The organism is Streptoverticillium reticulum (assembly GCF_047456005.1).
Taxonomy (GTDB): Bacteria; Actinomycetota; Actinomycetes; order Streptomycetales; family Streptomycetaceae; genus Streptomyces; species Streptomyces reticulum.
Genome location: NZ_CP179755.1, coordinates 4,696,651 through 4,715,849 on the forward strand (window position 1 = coordinate 4,696,651; position 19,199 = coordinate 4,715,849).

A 19,199-nucleotide genomic window follows, 5' to 3' on the forward strand; every position below is an offset into this window, starting at 1 on the left:
CCGTTCGTCAGCCGTGCAGCAGTAGGCGGCTCTGCCGTAGTGCCTCGCGCGCCGCGGCGGCGCCGCGTTCGGTGGCCGCGACGGCGGCCGATGTGTCGTACGGGGCCGGTGAGACCGGCGGCGGGACCGGGGCCGGGACCGGGATCCGCCGGGTCCGCTCGGGCAGCGGATCCGGCATCTTCCGCAGCAGCCGGTCCCGCGTGATCGCGGCGGGGGAGTGGACAGGCTCCGGCAGCCCGGACGTCAGCGCCTCGCGCAACTCTTGCGGCGTAGCCCCGCGCGCCAGCCATTCGCTTGCCAGCGGGGCGAGTTGACGCACGTCCCGGCTGCCGAGCCGGAGCCGGGGGTCGCCGTGGACGGCGGCGGCGAGGAGCTGGGCGCCCCGGCGGTGGTCGGGGTGGGGGGTGTTCTCCTTGGTGTTACTGGTCTGGGAACGGCCGACGGGCCGGGCGCTCGGCACACCGACGGCCGGTTCCGGGGCGGTCGGAGCCGGAGTCGGCGCGGGAGCCGGAGTCGGGGGCGGGGTCGGCTGCCCCGTGTCCCGTACGGCGACGGCCTGTTCGGCGGTCAACGGAACGTTGGAGACGAGCTGCGACCGCGACCAGCGGCCTGCTCTGTCCTGACGGCGCCAGTCGTGCAGGTACCCCTCGCTCGCCAACTCCCGCTTCGCGCGCAGGAATGCGGTCTTCTTGATCCCGGCCCGCTTCGCGGACTCGTACAGCGGTTCGTTTGCGCCTTCGGGGAGCGAGAGCTGCCAGAGAAGGAGTCTGACGGCGTCAGAGGAGAGGCGCGGATGGCGGATGATCTCGTTGGGTACTTGGGAGAAGAAGCGGGCAGGGGCGATAACATGCCGGAGCATCCCAGGGAACCTCTGATTCCTTGTGGGTGAAGACCCTCGCGCCGGGTGCAACCAGCGCGGGGGTCGTTTTGTTGGTGGCACCGTAGCGCACGGGGCGTGACTGGCGGGTCACGTATTGCAAGGTGGGGTGGGGTTGGTGTAGGAGGCCAAGCCGCTTCAGGACCCGTCGAGGTGAACGCACGTCAGCCTTGACCTCTGCGTCGTTGCGCGCAATCGGAGGAGTCGGCCTCGTCTGGGCAATCTTGAGCAATCAGGCTGCACGAGGTTGGCTCGGAGGCCATTCTTTGGTCTCGCCAGTCTCATGAGAGGACAGGACCCATGGCGCTCAGGTTCATCGGTACGACGTCCGAGCACGGCAACTGCCCTACCCTGTACGAGATCGAGGAAACGGGCGAGATCGTCGTCCAAGGCGACCGCCTCACCGACCCCGAGCATCTCGCGCAGCTCCGCGACGTCAAGCAAACCGAGACTTTCGTGGTTGTACCGCGCGAGCTTCTTGCCCGCTTCGCCCCCAAGGAGTGACGTGGAAGAGCTGGTCCCCTTCGACGACATCACGCATCTCTTCGAGGACTTCGAGCACACGGCCTGGCGCCTGGAGACCCAGCGCGGGTATGCCTCGGACCGACTCAGCCCCAGCTGGGAGCGCTTCCAGCGTGGAGAGGCCTTCGGCTACACCCCGGACAGCTCCTGGCACGCAAATGTGCGGGCGCAGACGAAGCAAGGCAAGCGGTTCGAGAGGGTGCGACTCGTCGACAATCCACCGACCGAAGGGCAGCGATTCCTGCTCGCAAGCGGCCTCGGCAACGTCGAGGCCGGAGAGGACATCCGAAACCTGTACAGGGCCGATGCCGAGCGCCTGGGTCTGCCCGACTACGACTTCTGGCTGTTCGACTCTCGGACCGTCGTCCGGTTCGTCATCGACGATCAGGGCAACACGCTTGGGGTGCGCGTCCTCGAAGACCCGCACAGCGTCGTACGCGCCTGCCAGGCGCGAGATGCTGCCTGGCACTACGCAGTAGCCACAGCGGAGTTCCAGGCGCAGGTACCTTCGACTGTGTGAGCACAGACTTCCAGGCTGGCCGAGTAGCCCTCGGTGCGCGGCTCCGTGAGCTGCGCACCGAGGCTGGGCTCAGCGGAAAGGGCATGGCTGCCCTCCTGGGCTGGCAGCCGTCGAAGGTGTCCAGGCTGGAGCACGGCAAACAGACGGCGACTGCCGAAGACCTGGAGGCATGGGCTTGCGGAGCCGGCGCTCCGGCCGAGGCCGAGGACCTCAAAGCCCGGTTACGAGGGCTTGAGTCGCAACAACGCTCGTGGCGACGCCAGCTCGCCTCCGGCCACCGCGGCGTGCAGGAGAGGTACGTCGTCGAGTACCGCAACACCTCGACGGTCCGAGGTTATGAGGCAACGGTCATACCCGGGTTGTTCCAAACCCCGGACTACGCCCGTCACTTGCTTGTGCACAACGCCGACTTCATGAGGACGCCGCGCGATACCGAAGAAGCGGTGCGAGCGCGGATGCAGCGCCAGGAGGTGCTGTATCAGGCTGGCAGGACCTTCCATGTCATGGTGTGGGAGGGCGCTTTGCATGCGCTGATCTGTCCTCGCGACGTCATGTCCGCGCAGCTTGATCGCCTCATGGGCTTGATCGGCATGGACAGAGTGAACTTCGGTGTGATCCCACTGGGTGCTCCGCTCCGGCTTACGCCCAAGCACGGGTTCTGGATCTTCGATGACGCGCGCGTGATCATCGAGACGATCAATACCGAACTTCACTTCGAATCGTCCGATGACGTCACCCTGTACCGGCGTGCCTGGGACCGGCTCAACGAAGCGGCCGTGTACGGCCCTCAGGCCCACCGCCTGATCGTCCGTGCGAGGGCTGCGCTGAGTTCCAGATAGGCAATCCGAGACAACAGCATTGAGCTTCGCGCAATGCCGCGCAATCGGAGCGCGGTTGTGGGGGCCTCATCTTTACGTTCCGGCCATGAGCATGGACACGAAGGACGAGAACACGCCCCGCGTTCGGTCGTTGGTTTCGGCGCGGGACGACCACTGTTCGTCTCACTTGACACTGAACCTGGACGCCCCCGCCAGCCGTTGGCTCCTCTCCAGGGAGACGCACCCCTACCTGGCCCGGGAAGCATGGATGCGCGACACCGTCGCCGTCCTGCAGGCGGGCCTGCACTTCGATGCGGTCCTGCTGCCCGCCCACGTCGTGCACCGCCTCACCGGTACCAGTGAAATGGCCGCCGTCGAGCGCGTTTTCCGGGTGGCCGGCATCGACGGTGCCGTCATCGTCGACCGGCCGAACCGCGGCTACACCGTGCTCGTACCGCCGGGCACGAGCACCACGTGGCACGTGCCCGGCATCGACTGCCTGGGCAAGGACCATCCGCGCGGCTACGTCCGCGTACCCGCCCCGCACCGGGCCGAGCCGCCCGGTGCGTACTGGTTGCTGACGCCGCCGGACGACAGCGCGGGGCTCTGCGACGTCGACGCGCTGCGGAAGTTGATCGGGGCAGAGCGGTGAGCGGATGGTGCGCGTGGCACAAGGGGACGACGCCGCAGCCCACCGCGGTCGAGGTGGTCTACGGGGACCAGGTGGCGGCACGTGTCCATGCGTGTCCGAGCTGCATGGTCGAGCACGGGCTCACCTCGCTCGACGCGCGAGGCGAACAGGGCGACGTGCGCCCGCACTTGCCCGACCCCCGTCAATCCACCGATCGCCGGTAGACCTGCCGCGACCCGCCCTCCGGGCCCGGTTCCGCCGGCTCGGCCGGGGTGAAGCCGAGGCGCTCGTAGAAGACCCGGGCGCCACTGGCCACGGCACCCGGGTGGTCGGCCCCGAAGGTGACGACCTCGACGGTGCCGGGGCCGTCGTCCGCGAACCTGCGCATCGCCTCCGCCATCAGCGCGCGGCCCACGCCCCGGCCGCGCGCCTGCTCCGTTACGACGAGCCAATGCACGTGGTACGTAGGAGACTTGGCGCCGAAGAGCAGTCCGCCGAGGAGGGCGGGTAGGCCTGGTTCGGGGGAATAGGCCACCAGTGCCGTACCGCGCCGGATGTTCTTGGCCACGGCACTGCGGAATCCGGGGTCCTCGGCCATCGGGCCGAACCAGGTCTCGACCTGGGCGGCCAGGTCCAGGAATCCGGGGGCGTCCTGTTCGCGGGCGGGTCTGACGATCATCCGGGCAGTCTGACAGGGGAAGAGGTCAGCGTGGGCGTGGATATTGCGCAATGCCCGCCTCGACGGCAGCGAAGTCAAGGATGCGGCCGATCTCGGAGATCATCGCGCGTGCCTCGTCAAGGCTGTCGGTTTCCGCGGCACGAGTTTCCAACTCGCGCAGCCGCGCGGCTCGGTCGGGGTGCCGCTGGATGGCCACGTGCATTGCCCATGGCCCGATGAATTGGTGCAGGGGGCCTGCACTCACCGTTTCGCGTGCTCGCTTCAGGGCAGTCGCCCACTCCGCTTCGAAGGCGGGCAGCAGCTGAGGGGCCAGTAGCGTGAGTGCGGCCCGGAGGGCCTCCGGATTACTTGCCGGCTGAGGGATGAGTGGGGAGGGGCCAGTTGCGTCGGCCGCGGTGTCGTCCACACCGCCCGAACGTAGGGAGCCGGCCCCCACCAGCACAAGCGATCCCCAGAGGTGTCACCCCCGTACACGTGGCCCCTATACGTGACCCCTATATACAGGGCCCCCTCTCACGCCCCCTCCGTGTCGCCCGTTCCGCGGCGAACACGTCCTCCAGGCGGAACAGGTGCGCGCGGCCCCGGCGGCCCGCCGGGGCGAGGTGTTTGAGCTGGACCCATTTGCGGACGGCATCCGGGGACACCGCCACCTCCTGGGCGGCGATGGCCGCCGTCACCAGCGTCGTCATCGGGCCGAGCCCTCCTCGTCGTCCTGTGCTGCAGTCAGCTCCGCCAGATCGGCGGTGATCTTCTCCGTCAGCTGCTGCCACTGGTCCCGCGGCCACGCGTGCCGGTGACGGTCGTCCGTCGTGCAGGCGCAGGACGGAGTCGCGCAGCGGCAGCCGGGGTTGATGCAGAGGACCGTCTCGCGGTGGGGGAACACCCGCAGTGAGACGGAGTCGCAGTGCGGGCAGCGGCCGCGTACGCGGACGGGGGTCTCGGCGTCGCCGAGGGCCAGGGCACAGCGGCGGGCCATGCGGCGGGCCTCGGCGCGGACGTGGTCCGCGAGGAGCGGGTCCGTCGTGATGCCGCGGTCCGTCAGGGCGAGCAGGCGCAGCAGGCGTTGTTCGACCGTGCCGCGCGGCGGGCGCGGGAGGCGGAGCCGGTCGCAGGCCGCCTCCTCCAACTCCACCACGCCGTCCGTGATGTCGCGGATCGTGTCGGAGACGAAGAGGCGGATGGGGGCGGAGGGCGGCATGCCCGAGCGGGGCGTCCGGTCGGTCGCCGGGCGGGCCGTGCGGCTGGGGGCCAGTTCCCGGTTCAGCTCCGGGAACTGGCGGAGGAGGACGCCGAGCCAGAAGGCGGGGGAGGGGGAAGGGACGGTCATGGGCAGTGCTCCTCGGGGATGGGGATCTCCCGGCCGTTGCGCCACAGGCGCCCCGCGCAGACGCCGTCGAACCAGCTCTCGCGCGGGGCGACCGCCTCCAGGCAGTGGTGCTGGACGCGGCAGACGGCGCACGCGCGCAGGGCCGGGAGGGCGGCCTTCGGGCGGCGGGCGAAGACGGTGTGGTCGGGGAGGCCGGTGCAGGCGGCCAGGGAGCGCCAGTCGGCGGGGCGGCGGGAGGCGGAGGGGTAGTGGTCCTGGGGGAGCGGGGCGCGGAGGGCGGGGGCGGGCATGCGGAGGTGGTCCCCTTCGGGAACGGGGCGTTGTTGCGGTTGCGCAATCGGACTGTACGGGCTTGCGTGCGCAACCGCAACAACTTTCGACCCTCGCACACCTCCCGGCACGCTCGTGTCCCCTGTCACATCGCTGAAGGCATCTGAAGGGATTTCCTGGGCACTTGAACCGCCATTGATCAGCCAAACGGCGCGAATTTACCCGCCCGAGGTGGCAAGTTGCGCTCGCGCACAGCATTCTGGTTATTGCGTGCGCGATCGGACGGTAGGGTCTGAAGTTGCGGAGGGAGCAGTGCCATGGGCGAAAAGGGCTCGGAAATGGAGCGGTTCGCGGGCTGGGTCGAAGGGCTGATGCGGGACCGCGGATACGACATCGACAGCCCCCGGGGCGGCGGCCGGTCCCGGCTGGCGGAGGACGCGGGGGTGCACCGCGCGGCGGTGACCCGGCTGCTGCAGCGGCAGAGCATGCCCGATCTGGAGACCATGCGGGCCCTCGCGCGGGTGCTCGGCGTCTCGCTGCGGGACATGCTCATCCAGTCCGGCAAGGTCTCTCCGGAGGACCTGCCGCTGCCGGGCGCCCCGCGCGCCGCGGCGGCCCCGGCCGCGGAGCGGGCCCCGGGCGGCGTGCGGGTGACTCCCGCCGAGGCCGCCGACCTGCTCGGCATCCCGGACAGCCACCGCCGGCAGTTCGTGGAGATGACGGAAATGATCATCGCCGTCGGCGGCACCAAGCCGGAGGACCCGCGGAAGACGGCGACCGGGCGGTAGGCCGGTAGGCCGGAAGGCCGGTGAGCCGGAAGGCGGCCGGGCGTCGGCAACCGGACGGTTGTCAGGGAAGGCAACTCGCCCGTGGACGTCACCCGTTGGGCGGAGCGGTGTCACGCCGCCCGCCCTTCCCCGGTGTGCCCCGGAGGGTCCCGGCGGGGCGCCCCTGATCTGCGACGGGGGTCGTACGCAGGGGCGTCGTCCGCGTGTGCATTTGTTTTGACCGCAGCCCATGCGGTAGGTACGCTCTGACCTTGTGCCTGGGGTGTCCCTGGGCTCTCGTGCGTGCCTTCAAACCGTACGGGACGCCCGGAACCGAGCGGTCCGCACCGACTCGGCGACACCGGAATCTGCGCCACTTCCCGCCATCGGCGGGGGTCTGCAGCCTTCGACACACCCGACCGCGTGGGTCGGTGTTTGCTCCCGGGTTAGATTTATCGCGATCACAGAAACCGGAGAAACGGTGCCTACGATCCAGCAGCTGGTCCGAAAGGGCCGGCAGGACAAGGTCGAGAAGAACAAGACGCCCGCACTCGAGGGTTCGCCCCAGCGCCGTGGCGTCTGCACGCGTGTTTTCACGACCACCCCGAAGAAGCCGAACTCGGCCCTCCGTAAGGTCGCGCGTGTGCGTCTGACCAGCGGCATCGAGGTCACCGCTTACATTCCGGGTGAGGGTCACAACCTGCAGGAGCACTCCATCGTGCTCGTGCGCGGTGGCCGTGTGAAGGACCTGCCGGGCGTCCGCTACAAGATCATCCGCGGCTCGCTCGACACCCAGGGCGTCAAGAACCGCAAGCAGGCTCGCAGCCGCTACGGCGCCAAGAAGGAGAAGTAAGAATGCCTCGTAAGGGCCCCGCCCCGAAGCGCCCGGTCATCATCGACCCGGTCTACGGTTCTCCTCTTGTCACCTCGCTGATCAACAAGATCCTGCTGCACGGCAAGCGCTCCACCGCCGAGCGCATCGTGTACGGCGCCATGGAGGGTCTGCGCGAGAAGACCGGTAACGACCCGGTCATCACCCTCAAGCGCGCCCTCGAGAACGTCAAGCCCGCTCTCGAGGTCAAGTCCCGCCGTGTCGGTGGCGCGACCTACCAGGTCCCGGTCGAGGTCAAGCCCGGCCGCGCCTCCACGCTGGCGCTGCGCTGGCTGGTCGGTTACTCCCGCGCCCGTCGCGAGAAGACCATGACCGAGCGCCTCATGAACGAGCTGCTGGACGCTTCGAACGGTCTCGGCGCCTCGGTCAAGAAGCGTGAGGACACGCACAAGATGGCCGAGTCCAACAAGGCCTTCGCGCACTACCGCTGGTAGTCGCTACCCCCATCGAGAACCGAGAGAAGACTGAGCCATATGGCCACCACTTCGCTTGACCTGGCCAAGGTCCGCAACATCGGGATCATGGCCCACATCGACGCGGGCAAGACGACCACCACCGAGCGGATCCTGTTCTACACCGGTGTTTCGTACAAGATCGGTGAAGTCCACGACGGCGCTGCCACGATGGACTGGATGGAGCAGGAGCAGGAGCGCGGCATCACGATCACGTCTGCCGCGACGACCTGCCACTGGCCGCTGAACAACGTCGACCACACCATCAACATCATCGACACCCCGGGCCACGTCGACTTCACCGTCGAGGTGGAGCGTTCGCTGCGCGTCCTCGACGGTGCCGTGACGGTGTTCGACGGCGTTGCCGGTGTTGAGCCGCAGTCCGAGACCGTTTGGCGTCAGGCGGACCGCTACGGCGTGCCGCGTATCTGCTTCGTCAACAAGCTCGACCGCACGGGTGCCGAGTTCCACCGCTGCGTCGACATGATCGTCGACCGCCTGGGCGCGGTTCCGCTGGTCATGCAGCTGCCGATCGGTGCCGAGGCCGACTTCAAGGGCGTGGTCGACCTCGTCCAGATGAAGGCGCTGGTCTGGTCCGCCGAGGCCGCCAAGGGCGAGATGTACGACGTCGTCGACATCCCGGCCACCCACATCGAGGCTGCCGAGGAATGGCGCGGCAAGCTCCTCGAGGGCGTTGCCGAGAACGACGAAGAGATGATGGAGCTGTACCTGGGCGGCGAGGAGCCGACCGAGGAGCAGCTGATGGCGGCCATCCGCCGCATCACTCTCGCCTCGCGTGGCGGCGGCGACTCCGTCACCGTCACCCCGGTGTTCTGTGGCACCGCGTTCAAGAACAAGGGCGTTCAGCCCCTGCTCGACGCCGTCGTCCGCTACCTGCCGTCGCCGCTCGACATCGAGGCCGTTGAGGGCCACGCCGTCAACGACGCCGACGAGGTCGTGAAGCGCAAGCCGTCCGACGACGAGCCGTTCGCCGGCCTTGCCTTCAAGATCATGAGCGACCCGCACCTCGGCAAGCTCACCTTCGTCCGGGTTTACTCGGGCCGCATGACGGCGGGCACCCAGGTGCAGAACTCCGTCAAGGGCAAGAAGGAGCGCATCGGCAAGATCTACCGGATGCACGCGAACAAGCGTGAGGAGATCGAGTCGGTGGGTGCCGGTGACATCGTCGCCGTCATGGGTCTGAAGCAGACCACCACCGGTGAGACCCTCTGCGACGCCGCGAACCCGGTGATCCTGGAGTCCATGGACTTCCCGGCGCCGGTCATCCAGGTCGCGATCGAGCCCAAGTCCAAGGGCGACCAGGAGAAGCTGGGTGTCGCCATCCAGCGTCTCGCGGAGGAGGACCCCTCCTTCCAGGTCCACACGGACGAGGAGACGGGCCAGACCATCATCGCGGGTATGGGCGAGCTGCACCTCGACGTGCTGGTCGACCGTATGAAGCGTGAGTTCAAGGTCGAGGCCAACGTCGGCAAGCCGCAGGTCGCGTACCGCGAGACGATCCGCAAGGCCGTCGAGCGTATCGACTACACGCACAAGAAGCAGACTGGTGGTTCCGGCCAGTTCGCCAAGGTGCAGATCGCAATCGAGCCCCTCGAGGGCGACGGTTACGAGTTCGAGAACAAGGTCACCGGTGGCCGCATCCCGCGGGAGTACATCCCGTCCGTGGACGCCGGTTGCCAGGAGGCCATGGAGTTCGGTGTTCTGGCCGGCTACCCGCTGACCGGCGTCAAGGTGACGCTGCTCGACGGTGCCTACCACGACGTCGACTCCTCCGAGCTCGCCTTCAAGATCGCCGGTTCCATGGCGTTCAAGGAGGGTGCCCGCAAGGCGTCGCCGGCTCTGCTCGAGCCGATGATGTCCGTCGAGGTCACCACCCCTGAGGACTACATGGGCGACGTGATCGGTGACATCAACTCCCGCCGTGGCCAGATCCAGGCCATGGAGGACCGTCACGGTGCCAAGCTCGTCAAGGGCCTGGTCCCCCTGTCGGAGATGTTCGGCTACGTCGGCGACCTCCGCAGCAAGACCTCGGGTCGCGCAAGCTACTCGATGCAGTTCGACTCCTACGCCGAGGTTCCGCGGAACGTCGCCGAGGAGATCATCGCGAAGGCCAAGGGCGAGTAACCGGCTCCCGTCTTCACAGGCGGAGCTCACGCTTTAGGCTTTACACCGACTGTCGGGGTGTACCGCCGCAAACCATGAGGAATGCGGCGGGCACCCCGGCGGACGGCACCCCAGCAAAGATCACCTGGCGCCGATGAGTAAGGCGTACAGAACCACTCCGTAGGAGGACCCAGTGGCGAAGGCGAAGTTCGAGCGGACTAAGCCGCACGTCAACATCGGCACCATCGGTCACGTCGACCACGGTAAGACCACTCTTACCGCGGCGATCACCAAGGTGCTGCACGACAAGTTCCCGGACCTGAACCCCTACACGCCTTTCGAGGACATCGACAAGGCCCCTGAGGAGCGTCAGCGCGGTATCACCATCTCCATCGCGCACGTTGAGTACCAGACGGATGCCCGTCACTACGCTCACGTCGACTGCCCGGGTCACGCGGACTACATCAAGAACATGATCACCGGTGCCGCCCAGATGGACGGCGCGATCCTGGTCGTGGCCGCCACCGACGGCCCGATGCCGCAGACCAAGGAGCACGTGCTCCTGGCCCGCCAGTCCGGTGTTCCGTACATCGTTGTCGCCCTGAACAAGGCCGACATGGTGGACGACGAGGAGATCCTGGAGCTCGTCGAGCTCGAGGTCCGTGAGCTCCTCAACGAGTACGAGTTCCCGGGCGACGACGCCCCGGTCGTCAAGATCTCCGCCCTGAAGGCGCTCGAGGGTGACCCGACCTGGGTCAAGTCCGTCGAGGACCTGATGGACGCTGTGGACGAGAACATCCCGCAGCCGGAGCGCGACGTCGACAAGCCGTTCCTCATGCCGATCGAGGACGTCTTCACGATCACCGGTCGTGGCACCGTCGTCACCGGTCGTATCGAGCGTGGTGTCCTCAAGGTCAACGAGACCGTCGACATCATCGGCATCAAGACCGAGAAGACCACCACCACGGTCACCGGCATCGAGATGTTCCGCAAGCTGCTCGACGAGGGCCAGGCCGGTGAGAACGTCGGTCTGCTCCTCCGTGGCATCAAGCGCGAGGACGTCGAGCGCGGCCAGTGCATCATCAAGCCGGGTTCGGTCACCCCGCACACCGAGTTCGAGGCCACGGCGTACATCCTCTCCAAGGACGAGGGCGGCCGCCACACCCCGTTCTTCAACAACTACCGTCCGCAGTTCTACTTCCGTACGACTGACGTGACCGGTGTTGTGACCCTCAAGGAGGGCACGGAGATGGTCATGCCCGGCGACAACGCCGAGATGACCGTTTCCCTGATCCAGCCCGTCGCGATGGAGGAGGGCCTGCGCTTCACCATCCGTGAGGGCGGCCGCACCGTCGGCGCCGGCCAGGTCACCAAGATCAACAAGTAAGTTCCGCTTGCTTGAGGTCTGAAAGGGCCCCGCATCCTCCGGGATGCGGGGCCCTTTCGCATGCGCGGTGCGGCTCTGCCCTATGCGCTGTACGGCAGGATCCGCCGCAGCAGCCCCCGCGGGTGGCCGCGGCGGCGCCACTCCCGCGGGTAGCCGATCGAGACCTCCTCGAAGCGCACGCCGTCGTACCAGGTCGTGCGGGGGATGTGCAGGTGCCCGTAGACCACGGCGGCCGTGGTGAACCGCCGGTGCCAGTCGCCGGTGAGGACCGTGCCGCACCACTGGGCGAACTCCGGGTACATCAGCACGTCGGTGGGCTCGCGCACCAGCGGCCAGTGGCTGACCAGCACCAGCGGCAGCGCCGGATCGTGCGCCGCCAGCCGGGCCTCGGTCTCCGTGACCCGTTCACGGCACCAGTCGTCGAAGCCCGCGTACGGCTCGGGGTGCAGCAGGTACTCGTCCGTGCACACGATGCCCGCCTCGTGCGCCTGGGCCAGGGACTGCTCCTTGGTGGCCGCCGTGGGCGTGCGGAAGGTGTAGTCGTACCCCGTGAACACGGGCGCCACCGCGACCGGCCCGCCCTCGCCCCGCCACACCGGGTACGGGTCCTCGGGCGTGGCCACGCCGAGTCCGCGGCACAGCTCCACCAGACGCTCGTAGCGGGCCCTGCCGCGCAGCTGGACGGGGTCGGTGCGCGGCGTCCACAGCTCGTGGTTGCCCGGCGTCCAGACGACCTTGGCGAAGCGCCCGGCGAGCATGCGCAGGGTGCGCTCGACGTCGTCGAACCGCTCGGCGACGTCCCCCGCGACGATCAGCCAGTCGCCGTCCGACGCGGGGCGCAGCGACTCGGCGATGGGCACGTTGTCGGTGACGCCGGTGTGCAGGTCACTGACGGCGAGGAGCGAAGGCGCAGGTAACAGCGGCATGCGGCCAACCTACGCGGCCGTGGGCCGCCAGATCCACGGTGTGGCGTCCGTGCCCATGCCGACGGCGCACAGCCGGTGCGCCGCGTCGACCGAGAGCGACGGCGTGCCCACGGGCAGGTACGAGCCTCCGGCCTGTACGGGGGAGCCGCCGGACGCCGCGTCGACGAGCTGCATCCGGCCGTCCATGGTGCGGCCCAGGACCATCAGCGCGTCCTTGCCGCGCTGCGGGAGCAGGGCGGCGGCCAGCGGGCCGTAGCCCGAGAAGCCGTGCAGCCCCGAGGAGCCGGCCTCCTCCGTGCCGTCGCCGCTCGCCGCGAGGCGGTAGGAGACGGGCTCCGCCGCCTCCGGGACGCGGTAGACGAGCGTGACGGCGCCGTCCGGGCCCAGGCCCGCGGCGACGGGCTCGCCGCCGGGGCCCGGCAGGCCCTTGAGCGGCATGAAGCTCACCGGCTTCTCCGGGGTCTCCTGGCTCCAGTGGTGCACGGTGTCCCGGCCGATGCCGAAGACGTGGACGCGGTGGTCCTTGTCCAGCACGGCGGTGAGGCCCTCCTGGATCTCCTGGCCGTGCAGGCTCTGCCACTTGCCCCACGTGCCGTCGGCCGCCCGCATCCTGCAGGAGACGCCCTTGCCCGCGTTGCGGACGAAGACGTACACCCGGCCGTCGGGCGTGGCGACGGCGGCGGGCATGCCGACGCGGCGGCCGCGGTCGGCCTTGTGCTCGGGGTTGCCCAGGCCCTTCCAGGCCTTGAAGGCGCCGCCCGCGGTGTGCTGTTCCAGGACGACGATCTCCCGGCTGTCGGCCCGGCCCTGGCCCTCCAGCTTGGCGAAGCGCATGCCGAACAGCAGCTGCCGGCCCGCGGAGTCCCTGACCGCGGCGAGGGCGGGGGCCAGCGGCCCGCCGCCTAGGTTCTGCGGGGCGCCCCAGCGGCCGCTGCCGGCGGAGGTCTCCTGCCAGCGCACGGCCTGCAGGCCCAGGACGCCGAAGGCCTCCAGGCGGCCGGAGCGGTCGCCGAGGGCGACGGGCATGGCGCCGGGGTGGCGGTAGTGCGTGGAGCGGATCCAGCCCTTGCGGTTGGTGAGCGGCCTGTCGCCGCCCTGGCCGTAGTCGCCGCAGCCCGCGGCGTTGCCGCACTGCCAGTCCGGGGCGCCGCCGTAGTCGGCGACGAGCCGGTGCTTGTCCTCGACGATCTGCTGCGGGAGATTGTGCGGCCAGCGCTGGTTGTAGTAGCCGCGGAAGGACGTGGTGGTGAAGCGGGGCGGGTGGCCCTTGCGGCGGGTGGTGTCCGCGACCCACTGGGAGAGCGCCTTCCAGGTGAAGAGCGCCGTGGGGGTGTGGTCGCGGTGGTCCGAGCACGAGCCCCAGTCGTTGTCCTTGGGGTGGGTGGCGTCGTGGACCTGGTAGTCAGGGTCCGGGTCCATGGTGTGGACGACGGTCGGCTTGTGCGTGTCCATGATCGAGGCCAGCACGTCGACCAGGGTGCTGTGCTCGTACTTGCTGACGCTGGTGCACGGCGAGCCGGTGGCGACGAGGGTCTGCATGACCGCGTAGGGGGCGTCCCAGAGGTGGGGGAGGCGGGTCATGCCGGGGGAGAGCATGGCGATGTTGAGGAAGATCAGCCGGGCCCTGCGGTTGCCGTGGACGAGCTCGTTCGTCTCGGCCCGCACGCCGCCCGGCAGGTCCACGACGGACTTCTTCCAGGGCGTGAACCGGTCCGTGCCCAGCATCTCCGCGTAGGCCTGGCGCAGGCCCTGGTGGCGGGAGGAGGAGTAGCCGGCCTTGTCGGGCCTGCTCTTGGGCATGCCCTTGATCCAGTTCTGGCCCGCGGCCTCGCCGGCGGTGACGTACACGGAGACGACGGGGACGCCGGACTGCACGATGCGCTCGGCGTCGGGGTTCATGAAGAACAGGTCGTCGTCGGGGTGCGCCATGACCTGGAGCAGCAGCGGGCTCTCGGCGCCCACGAAGGACTGCCGGGAGGCCGGGTCGACGGCGGTGACGGGCGAGGCGGAAGGCTTGGACGGGCCGGAGCCGCCGTCACTGCTGCACCCGGTGGCGCAGGCCGCCGTGGCGACCGCGATGCCCGCGAGGACGCTGCGGCGGGTGACGACCCCTCGCTGTGAGATGTTCAACTAACGACTCCGTCCCGTTGTGCAGCGTGCAGCCCCCGGATGCCCCCGCGTACTAGGGGGACGGCACAGGGTCCGGGCGGGTTGCCCAAGCACGCACAAAGCCTCCTCGCGATCCACAGTGTCGCCGGAACGCGGCGGGTTGGTTTGACAACTGAGCCGCTCGGGGTACCTTTTTCGGCTGCGATTGGCGTCCCTTCGGGCTCGTATGGCACACTGTTCAGGTTGCTCGGTTGAGTGCCGATGCTGCGCGCCTCCCGCCGGGAGGACTGGAAGCGAGTCCCGCAGTACTCGTCACCTCTTTTCAGGGGTGGAAGTACGGGAATCTTCCGGGAAGTGTCAGCGGGGCCCCAGCCAGGCACTCGGTGGGTGTTCTTCCCCCACAAACCCCTTGAGCAGGGATCTTCCTTCGGGGAGATCTGCTGGAAGGGGCGCGACACGCCCGACCGCGTGGGTCGGAGAGTGGAGCGGGGAAGGGCAGTGCGGCCGCACAGCCCGCCGAGTTCCGGAGCGTTACGAGAGACAGGACTACGAAGTAGCCATGGCGGGACAGAAGATCCGCATCCGGCTCAAGGCCTACGACCACGAGGTCATCGACTCCTCGGCGAAGAAGATCGTCGAGACGGTGACCCGCACTGGTGCGTCGGTCGCGGGCCCGGTGCCGCTGCCCACTGAGAAGAACGTGTACTGCGTCATCAAGTCGCCGCACAAGTACAAGGACTCGCGCGAGCACTTCGAGATGCGCACGCACAAGCGCCTCATCGACATCCTCGACCCCACGCCGAAGACGGTTGACTCGCTGATGCGTCTCGACCTGCCGGCCGGCGTCGACATCGAGATCAAGCTCTGAGGTGACGCGCGAGATGGCTAAGAACATTAAGGGCGTCCTGGGCGAGAAGCTCGGCATGACCCAGGTCTGGGACGAGAACAACCGGATTGTCCCGGTGACCGTCGTCAAGGCCGGGCCCTGCGTCGTCACCCAGGTCCGCACCAACGACAGCGACGGCTACGAGTCGGTCCAGATCGCCTTCGGCGAGATCGACCCGCGCAAGGTGAACAAGCCCCTCAAGGGTCACTTCGCCAAGGCCGACGTCACCCCGCGCCGCCACCTGGTGGAGCTGCGTACCGCTGACGCCAGCGAGTACACGCTCGGCCAGGAGATCACCGCTGCCGTGTTCGAGTCCGGCGTCAAGGTCGACGTCACGGGCAAGAGCAAGGGCAAGGGCTTCGCCGGTGTCATGAAGCGCCACAACTTCCGTGGCCTCGGCGCCGGGCACGGCACCCAGCGCAAGCACCGCTCCCCCGGTTCCATCGGTGGCTGTGCCACCCCGGGCCGTGTGTTCAAGGGCCTCCGCATGGCGGGCCGTATGGGCAACGAGCGGGTCACCACCCAGAACCTGACCGTCCACGCCGTTGACGCGGAGAAGGGCCTGCTGCTCATCAAGGGCGCGGTTCCTGGTCCGAACGGCGGCCTCGTCCTGGTCCGTACCGCGGCCAAGGGGGCCTGAGGTAACCGATGAGCACCATTGACATCCTTTCGCCGGCAGGCGACAAGGCCGGGACCGTCGAGCTCCCCGCGGAGATCTTCGACGCGAAGGTCAGCGTTCCGCTGATCCACCAGGTCGTCGTCGCGCAGCTGGCCGCTGCCCGTCAGGGCACGCACAAGACCAAGACCCGTGGCGAGGTCCGCGGCGGTGGCAAGAAGCCGTACCGCCAGAAGGGCACCGGTCGCGCCCGTCAGGGTTCGACCCGCGCGCCGCAGTTCGCCGGTGGTGGCGTCGTGCACGGTCCCGTGCCGCGTGACTACTCGCAGCGGACCCCGAAGAAGATGAAGGCCGCCGCCCTGCGCGGTGCCCTCACCGACCGGGCGCGTCACTCCCGCATCCACGTCGTCTCCGGCGTGGTCGACGGCGCGGTGTCCACCAAGGCCGCCAAGACCCTGTTCGGCAAGATCTCGGAGCGCAAGAACCTGCTCCTGGTCGCCGACCGGTCCGACGAGGCCGCGTGGCTGTCCGCCCGCAACCTGCCCCAGGTGCACATCCTGGAGCCGGGCCAGCTGAACACGTACGACGTGCTCGTCTCCGACGACGTGGTCTTCACCCAGGCCGCTCTCGAGTCCTTCGTGTCTGGCCCCAAGGCCGTTGAGACCGAAGGGAGCGAGGCCTGATGACTGAGGCCGTCGTCACCAGCAAGACCTTCTCGGACCCGCGCGACCTTCTGGTCAAGCCGGTTGTCTCGGAGAAGAGCTACGCGCTGCTGGACGAGAACAAGTACACGTTCATCGTCGACCCGCGCGCCAACAAGACCCAGATCAAGCAGGCCGTCGAGGCGGTCTTCTCGGTCAAGGTCACCGGGGTCAACACGATCAACCGTCAGGGTAAGCGCAAGCGCACCAAGACCGGTTTCGGCAAGCGCGCCAACACCAAGCGCGCCATCGTGACCCTCGCCGAGGGCGACCGTATCGACATCTTCGGCGGCCCGGTCTCCTAACGGAGTCCGAGTCGTCCGGAATCGGACGAGGACTGAGAAATGGGTATCCGCAAGTACAAGCCGACGACCCCGGGCCGTCGTGGCTCCAGCGTCGCCGACTTTGTCGAGATCACGCGGTCCACGCCGGAGAAGTCGCTGGTCCGCCCGCTGCACAGCAAGGGCGGCCGTAACAACGCCGGTCGTGTGACCGTTCGCCACCAGGGCGGTGGCCACAAGCGCGCCTACCGCGTGATCGACTTCCGTCGTCACGACAAGGACGGCGTGCCGGCCAAGGTCGCTCACATCGAGTACGACCCCAACCGCACCGCGCGCATCGCGCTGCTCCACTACCTGGACGGCGAGAAGCGCTACATCATCGCTCCGCGTGGCCTGAACCAGGGCGACCGGATCGAGAACGGCCCCGCGGCCGACATCAAGCCCGGCAACAACCTGCCGCTGCGCAACATCCCGGTCGGTACGACCATCCACGCCATCGAGCTGCGGCCCGGCGGCGGTGCGAAGATCGCCCGCTCCGCCGGTTCCTCCGTGCAGCTGCTGGCGAAGGAGGGCGCCTACGCCCACCTGCGCATGCCGTCCGGTGAGGTCCGCCTGGTCGACATCCGCTGCCGCGCCACCGTCGGCGAGGTCGGCAATGCCGAGCAGTCGAACATCAACTGGGGCAAGGCCGGCCGTATGCGCTGGAAGGGCGTCCGCCCGACCGTCCGCGGTGTCGCCATGAACCCCGTTGACCACCCGCACGGTGGTGGTGAGGGCAAGACCTCCGGTGGTCGCCACCCGGTCTCGCCGTGGGGTCAGAAGGAGGGTCGTACTCGCTCGCCGAAGAAGGCGTCCAGCAAGTACATCGTCCGCCGCCGCAAGACGAACAAGAAGCGCTAGGAGCGGGTTTAGATGCCGCGTAGTCTCAAGAAGGGACCCTTCGTCGACGGCCACCTCATCAAGAAGGTGGACGCTCAGAACGAGGCTGGTACCAAGAACGTCATCAAGACCTGGTCCCGTCGCTCCATGATCGTGCCGGCCATGCTGGGCCACACGCTCGCGGTGCACAACGGCAAGACGCACGTCCCGGTGTTCGTCACCGAGTCGATGGTCGGCCACAAGCTCGGCGAGTTCTCGCCGACCCGCACCTTCCGCGGCCACGTCAAGGACGACCGCAAGTCGAAGCGCCGCTAAGGCGGGGTGTGAACGACTATGACTGACACCGAAGGGACAACCATGGAAGCCAGGGCCCAGGCGCGGTACATCCGCGTCACGCCCATGAAGGCCCGCCGCGTGGTGGACCTCATCCGTGGCATGGACGCCACGGAGGCTCAGGCGGTCCTGCGTTTCGCCCCGCAGGCCGCGAGCGTGCCGGTGGGCAAGGTGCTGGACAGCGCCATTGCCAACGCCGCGCACAACTACGACCACACGGACGCCTCCGCGCTGTACATCAGCGAGGCGTACGTCGACGAGGGCCCGACCCTGAAGCGGTTCCGTCCGCGTGCCCAGGGCCGTGCCTACCGGATCCGCAAGCGGACCAGCCACATCACCGTGGTCGTCAGCAGCAAGGAAGGAACCCGGTAATGGGCCAGAAGGTTAACCCGCACGGGTTCCGGCTCGGCATCACCACGGACTTCAAGTCCCGCTGGTACGCCGACAAGCTGTACAAGGACTACGTCAAGGAAGACGTTGCCATTCGTCGCATGATGACGAAGGGCATGGAGCGCGCCGGTATCTCGAAGGTTGAGATCGAGCGCACCCGCGACCGCGTCCGCGTCGACATCCACACCGCTCGTCCGGGCATCGTCATCGGCCGCCGCGGCGCCGAGGCCGACCGCATCCGCGGCGAGCTGGAGAAGCTGACCGGCAAGCAGGTCCAGCTGAACATCCTCGAGGTCAAGAACCCCGAGGTGGACGCTCAGCTGGTGGCCCAGGCCGTCGCCGAGCAGCTGTCCTCCCGCGTCTCCTTCCGTCGCGCCATGCGCAAGAGCATGCAGTCGACGATGAAGGCCGGCGCCAAGGGCATCAAGATCCAGTGCGGTGGCCGTCTCGGCGGCGCCGAGATGTCCCGCTCGGAGTTCTACCGCGAGGGCCGTGTGCCCCTGCACACGCTCCGCGCGAACGTCGACTACGGCTTCTTCGAGGCCAAGACCACCTTCGGCCGCATCGGCGTGAAGGTCTGGATCTACAAGGGCGACGTCAAGAACATCGCCGAGGTCCGCGCCGAGAACGCTGCCGCGCGTGCGGGCAACCGCCCGTCCCGTGGTGGCGCTCAGGACCGCCCGGCCCGTGGTGGCCGTGGTGGCGAGCGTGGCGGCCGCGGCCGCAAGCCGCAGCAGAGCGCCGCTGCCGAGGCCCCCAAGGCCGAGGCCGCTGCCGCTGCTCCGGCCGAGTCCACCGGAACGGAGGCCTGA

The 19,199-nt window shown here is 68.5% G+C and carries 25 protein-coding genes; 17 read left to right on the forward strand and 8 right to left on the reverse strand.

Annotated elements, in window-relative coordinates; genetic code table 11:
• Window positions 1-7: 7 nt before the first annotated feature.
• Complete coding sequence (locus ACMATS_RS21435) at window positions 8-859, reverse strand: hypothetical protein (RefSeq protein WP_414168745.1); 852 nt, start codon at window positions 857-859, stop codon at window positions 8-10.
• A 318-nt stretch (window positions 860-1,177) separates the two neighbouring features.
• On the opposite strand from ACMATS_RS21435, the gene ACMATS_RS21440 reads away from it, so the two are divergent.
• The 4 genes from ACMATS_RS21440 (at window position 1,178) to ACMATS_RS21455 (ending at window position 3,389) form a co-directional block, all read left to right on the forward strand.
• Complete coding sequence (locus ACMATS_RS21440) at window positions 1,178-1,381, forward strand: hypothetical protein (protein WP_414168746.1); 204 nt, start codon at window positions 1,178-1,180, stop codon at window positions 1,379-1,381.
• Window position 1,382: 1 nt separating this feature from the next.
• On the forward strand, window positions 1,383-1,919 hold the full coding sequence (locus tag ACMATS_RS21445) for a DUF6879 family protein (protein ID WP_414168747.1): 537 nt from the start codon (window positions 1,383-1,385) through the stop codon (window positions 1,917-1,919).
• Window positions 1,916-2,758, forward strand: coding sequence for a helix-turn-helix domain-containing protein (locus tag ACMATS_RS21450; protein WP_414168748.1), 843 nt, complete (start codon window positions 1,916-1,918; stop codon window positions 2,756-2,758). The genes ACMATS_RS21445 and ACMATS_RS21450 overlap by 4 nt, the downstream gene beginning before the upstream one ends.
• Window positions 2,759-2,843: 85 nt before the next feature.
• Window positions 2,844-3,389 (forward strand): hypothetical protein, encoded by a 546-nt coding sequence (locus ACMATS_RS21455; protein ID WP_414168749.1) that lies wholly within the window; start codon window positions 2,844-2,846, stop codon window positions 3,387-3,389.
• A 181-nt stretch (window positions 3,390-3,570) separates the two neighbouring features.
• Here ACMATS_RS21455 and ACMATS_RS21460 read toward each other — a convergent pair whose 3' ends face one another.
• From ACMATS_RS21460 to ACMATS_RS21480, 5 genes are all read right to left on the reverse strand, one after another.
• Entirely contained in the window at window positions 3,571-4,047 is a 477-nt protein-coding gene (locus tag ACMATS_RS21460; protein ID WP_414168750.1) for a GNAT family N-acetyltransferase, read from the reverse strand.
• Between the two features lie 25 nt (window positions 4,048-4,072).
• Entirely contained in the window at window positions 4,073-4,453 is a 381-nt protein-coding gene (locus tag ACMATS_RS21465; RefSeq protein WP_390780814.1) for a DUF6247 family protein, read from the reverse strand.
• A gap of 88 nt (window positions 4,454-4,541) precedes the next feature.
• Window positions 4,542-4,736 carry a hypothetical protein gene (locus tag ACMATS_RS21470; protein WP_414168751.1) on the reverse strand — a complete coding sequence of 65 codons (195 nt, stop codon included), beginning with the start codon at window positions 4,734-4,736 and terminating at the stop codon, window positions 4,542-4,544.
• A complete protein-coding gene (locus tag ACMATS_RS21475; protein ID WP_390780816.1) occupies window positions 4,733-5,374 on the reverse strand; it encodes a hypothetical protein in 642 nt (213 codons plus the stop codon). Before ACMATS_RS21475 ends, ACMATS_RS21470 begins: the two co-directional genes overlap by 4 nt.
• Entirely contained in the window at window positions 5,371-5,664 is a 294-nt protein-coding gene (locus tag ACMATS_RS21480) for a hypothetical protein (RefSeq protein WP_390780817.1), read from the reverse strand. Before ACMATS_RS21480 ends, ACMATS_RS21475 begins: the two co-directional genes overlap by 4 nt.
• A 297-nt stretch (window positions 5,665-5,961) precedes the next feature.
• Between ACMATS_RS21480 and ACMATS_RS21485 the strand changes: the two genes are divergently transcribed.
• The 5 genes from ACMATS_RS21485 to tuf all read left to right on the forward strand — a co-directional run bounded on the left by ACMATS_RS21485 (window position 5,962) and on the right by tuf (window position 11,266).
• Window positions 5,962-6,432 (forward strand): helix-turn-helix domain-containing protein, encoded by a 471-nt coding sequence (locus tag ACMATS_RS21485; RefSeq protein WP_414168752.1) that lies wholly within the window; start codon window positions 5,962-5,964, stop codon window positions 6,430-6,432.
• A 460-nt stretch (window positions 6,433-6,892) separates the two neighbouring features.
• Window positions 6,893-7,264 carry a 30S ribosomal protein S12 gene (rpsL, locus tag ACMATS_RS21490; protein ID WP_003948652.1) on the forward strand — a complete coding sequence of 124 codons (372 nt, stop codon included), beginning with the start codon at window positions 6,893-6,895 and terminating at the stop codon, window positions 7,262-7,264.
• Window positions 7,265-7,266: 2 nt separating this feature from the next.
• A complete protein-coding gene (gene rpsG, locus ACMATS_RS21495; RefSeq protein WP_171082751.1) occupies window positions 7,267-7,737 on the forward strand; it encodes a 30S ribosomal protein S7 in 471 nt (156 codons plus the stop codon).
• 39 nt (window positions 7,738-7,776) lie between these two features.
• A complete protein-coding gene (fusA, locus tag ACMATS_RS21500) occupies window positions 7,777-9,900 on the forward strand; it encodes an elongation factor G (protein WP_336413039.1) in 2,124 nt (707 codons plus the stop codon).
• A gap of 172 nt (window positions 9,901-10,072) precedes the next feature.
• On the forward strand, window positions 10,073-11,266 hold the full coding sequence (gene tuf, locus ACMATS_RS21505; RefSeq protein WP_336413038.1) for an elongation factor Tu: 1,194 nt from the start codon (window positions 10,073-10,075) through the stop codon (window positions 11,264-11,266).
• Between the two features lie 80 nt (window positions 11,267-11,346).
• Here tuf and ACMATS_RS21510 read toward each other — a convergent pair whose 3' ends face one another.
• Window positions 11,347-12,192 carry a metallophosphoesterase family protein gene (locus ACMATS_RS21510; RefSeq protein WP_390780819.1) on the reverse strand — a complete coding sequence of 282 codons (846 nt, stop codon included), beginning with the start codon at window positions 12,190-12,192 and terminating at the stop codon, window positions 11,347-11,349.
• A gap of 9 nt (window positions 12,193-12,201) precedes the next feature.
• Complete coding sequence (locus tag ACMATS_RS21515) at window positions 12,202-14,322, reverse strand: PIG-L family deacetylase (protein WP_414168753.1); 2,121 nt, start codon at window positions 14,320-14,322, stop codon at window positions 12,202-12,204.
• A gap of 538 nt (window positions 14,323-14,860) precedes the next feature.
• On the opposite strand from ACMATS_RS21515, the gene rpsJ reads away from it, so the two are divergent.
• The 8 genes from rpsJ to rpsC are packed head-to-tail and all read left to right on the forward strand — an operon-like array spanning window position 14,861 to window position 19,199.
• On the forward strand, window positions 14,861-15,169 hold the full coding sequence (gene rpsJ, locus ACMATS_RS21520) for a 30S ribosomal protein S10 (RefSeq protein WP_003948644.1): 309 nt from the start codon (window positions 14,861-14,863) through the stop codon (window positions 15,167-15,169).
• A gap of 13 nt (window positions 15,170-15,182) precedes the next feature.
• On the forward strand, window positions 15,183-15,827 hold the full coding sequence (rplC, locus tag ACMATS_RS21525) for a 50S ribosomal protein L3 (RefSeq protein WP_390780821.1): 645 nt from the start codon (window positions 15,183-15,185) through the stop codon (window positions 15,825-15,827).
• An 8-nt stretch (window positions 15,828-15,835) separates the two neighbouring features.
• Entirely contained in the window at window positions 15,836-16,486 is a 651-nt protein-coding gene (gene rplD, locus ACMATS_RS21530) for a 50S ribosomal protein L4 (protein WP_390780822.1), read from the forward strand.
• Entirely contained in the window at window positions 16,486-16,809 is a 324-nt protein-coding gene (gene rplW / locus ACMATS_RS21535; RefSeq protein ID WP_058046827.1) for a 50S ribosomal protein L23, read from the forward strand. The genes rplD and rplW overlap by 1 nt, the downstream gene beginning before the upstream one ends.
• A 39-nt stretch (window positions 16,810-16,848) precedes the next feature.
• Window positions 16,849-17,685, forward strand: a complete 837-nt coding sequence (gene rplB, locus ACMATS_RS21540; RefSeq protein WP_390780823.1) for a 50S ribosomal protein L2 — start codon at window positions 16,849-16,851, stop codon at window positions 17,683-17,685.
• Window positions 17,686-17,697: 12 nt separating this feature from the next.
• Entirely contained in the window at window positions 17,698-17,979 is a 282-nt protein-coding gene (gene rpsS / locus ACMATS_RS21545) for a 30S ribosomal protein S19 (protein ID WP_004950443.1), read from the forward strand.
• A gap of 42 nt (window positions 17,980-18,021) precedes the next feature.
• Window positions 18,022-18,369, forward strand: a complete 348-nt coding sequence (rplV, locus tag ACMATS_RS21550; protein ID WP_384946107.1) for a 50S ribosomal protein L22 — start codon at window positions 18,022-18,024, stop codon at window positions 18,367-18,369.
• Window positions 18,369-19,199, forward strand: a complete 831-nt coding sequence (gene rpsC / locus ACMATS_RS21555) for a 30S ribosomal protein S3 (RefSeq protein ID WP_030368410.1) — start codon at window positions 18,369-18,371, stop codon at window positions 19,197-19,199. The genes rplV and rpsC overlap by 1 nt, the downstream gene beginning before the upstream one ends.